Genomic DNA, 2,234 nt, shown 5'->3' with positions numbered 1-2,234 from the left:
GTACGCATTCGGCGAGTACCGCATTAATTTCGTATTTGCACGTGATAAGCTCTCGCAATGGATATCGACGAAGACAAGATCGACGATGCGGTGCTGGCGCTGTTGTGGCTGACGCTGCATGACGGGTATCGAGCCTGGAAGGGTTTGGACTGGGAGACGACGGATCGTTTGTTCAAGAAGGGGCTGATCGCCGATCCGGTGAACAAGTCGAAGTCGTTGATCTTAACGGATGAAGGCCTGCAACGGTCAGAGGAGCTGTTTCGGGAACTGTTTACGCGGCCGCCGCAATAGGTGCCGCCTTTTCGGCCTTCCAAGCCCACGGCAACAACTCGTCGATCCTGTTTGCCGGGTGGTCGGCGATACGGGCAAGCACATCGGCAAGCCAGGCCTGCGGATCGACATGGTTCATCTTTGCGGTGACGATCAAACTGTACATGGCGGCAGCTCGTTGACCACCACGGTCGGAGCCGGCGAATAGCCAAGCCTTTCTTCCCAATGCAATTCCGCGCAGCGAACGCTCTGCCGCGTTGTTCGACAGGCAGATCCGGCCATCGTCGAGGAAACGAGTAAACGATACCCAGCGGTTCAACATGTAGTCGAACGCTTTGGCCAGATCATTGTCGCGAGACAGCTTGGCACGTTGCTCGCGCACCCACCGCTCCATGTTGGCGATCAGTGGCTTGCTATGCTGCTGACGCGTCGCCTTGCGCTCATCGGCCGTCTGGCCATTGATCTGACGTTCGATCTCGAACAGCGCATCGATCCGGCGCACCATCTCGATGGCGATTGGTGAGATGACGGCAGCGGGTTTGCCCTGAGCCTTGCGCCGGGCATTGGCCTCGAGATCGGCCATGATGAAGAATGGTCGCCTTGCGTGCGCCCAGCACGCTGCCTCATAGATCGGACCTGGACTGCGATCAGGAAGATAGAGCTTGGTATAACCGCCATAGGCATCTGCTTGCAGGATGCCGCAATAGCCGGCCAGATGCGCCTGCGGATGGTCACCGCTGCGGTCGCGGGAATAATAGAACATCGCCGACGGCGGCGCCGTGCCACCGAACGGGGCATCATCGTGCACATATGTCCAGATCCGAGCAGTATCGGTCTTGCCGGCTGCGAGAACCGGAACCGTGGTATCGTCGCCGTGAATCCGCTCGGCTGCAAAGGTGTGAGCCTCGATCCGCCTCAGGATTGGATCAAGGGCATGGCAACAAGAACCGATAGCATCGGCTGCCGTCGACAGGCTGATTGACACGCCCTCAAGCGCAAATCGTTCCACCTGACGATTAAGGGGAATGTGTTGGCCGAATTTGTCGTAGAGGATCATCGCCAGAAGGCTTGGACCTGCCCAGCCTCTGGGAATGACGTGGAATGGGGCCGGTGCCTGGCTGATCTTCTCGCAGTCGCGGCAGGTGAACTTCTCGCGCACCGTCTGAATGACTTTCCAGGAGCGTGGAATGCTCTCCATCGTCTCGGTGACATCTTCGCCCAGCTTGCGCAGCCGGTCACTACCGCAGCAGCTGCAGGCGACCGGACCGGGCACAACGACACGCTCGCGCGGCAGGTGATCGGGGAATGGCTTCTTAACGGGGCGTTTGCGTGTGAAGCCGGCGACAGCAATGGGGGCGGCCGCAGCAATGGCCATTTCAGCGGCAAGTTCATCCTCGGTGGCCGCCGCCTCGGCATCCTCGAGCATCAGCTCCATTTGAGCGATCAGCCTGGCAGTCCGCTCCGATTTCTGACCACGCAATTGCCTTTGCAGCTTTTCGATATGGACCTTCTGACGCAGAATGGTGGCTTGATCGTCCGCTTCCTTGGCTTTGGCGACGGCAAGTTCGGCTAAGGCAACGGCGCGCTCCGCACGCGCCACGACCAGCTCTGCTTCAAGTGCAGCGGCATAATCGGAGTGGTTTTCCAGGCCGTTTTCCATGTCCGGATCAAACCACAAAGCCACTGATTTGCATAGCTTTTCTTCAAGGTTCGAGCCGCAAAATGCACCTATCCGGCGCTCGTCGGACGCCATGTCTGTTGCGGATTTCGCCAGTCTATTCCCTCAAGAAGGTAGGACATCTGCCCGGCTGTAAGGGCAATGGCTCCGTCCACTGTCGCCGGCCAAATAAAGTGGCCTCGGTCGAGCCGTTTGGCATAAAGCGATAGTCCGACACCGTCATGCCATAGGGCCTTGATCAATCGACCATTTCTCCCGCGGAAAACAAAAACGTCGCCCTGGAACG

3 protein-coding genes are annotated in these 2,234 nt (G+C 58.6%); 1 reads left to right on the top strand and 2 read right to left on the bottom strand.

Features of this window, described 5'->3' with window-relative positions; genetic code table 11:
• Positions 1–57: 57 nt before the first annotated feature.
• Positions 58–291, top strand: coding sequence for a DUF6429 family protein (locus tag K290_RS0133235; protein WP_004129017.1), 234 nt, complete (start codon positions 58–60; stop codon positions 289–291).
• Here the strand turns inward: K290_RS0133235 and tnpC are convergent.
• On the bottom strand, positions 272–1,930 hold the full coding sequence (gene tnpC / locus K290_RS0133230) for an IS66 family transposase (RefSeq protein ID WP_004129019.1): 1,659 nt from the start codon (positions 1,928–1,930) through the stop codon (positions 272–274). The two genes, K290_RS0133235 and tnpC, sit on opposite strands and share 20 nt — an antisense overlap.
• 68 nt (positions 1,931–1,998) lie before the next feature.
• Positions 1,999–2,234, bottom strand: a 236-nt coding sequence (gene tnpB / locus K290_RS39065; RefSeq protein ID WP_028755399.1) for an IS66 family insertion sequence element accessory protein TnpB, incomplete at its 5' end; no start/stop codon positions are given.

The organism is Rhizobium leucaenae USDA 9039 (genome assembly GCF_000426285.1).
GTDB classification, from domain to species: Bacteria; Pseudomonadota; Alphaproteobacteria; order Rhizobiales; family Rhizobiaceae; genus Rhizobium; species Rhizobium leucaenae.
Note: the sequence above shows the minus strand (reverse complement) of the source record. Positions and strands in the feature narration are given on the sequence as shown.

Coding starts and splice junctions, on each gene's coding strand:
- tnpC (WP_004129019.1), bottom strand. CDS start 1,930: ATGGAAAACGGCCTGGAAAACCACTCCGATTATGCCGCTGCACTTGAA.
- K290_RS0133235 (WP_004129017.1), top strand. CDS start 58: ATGGATATCGACGAAGACAAGATCGACGATGCGGTGCTGGCGCTGTTG.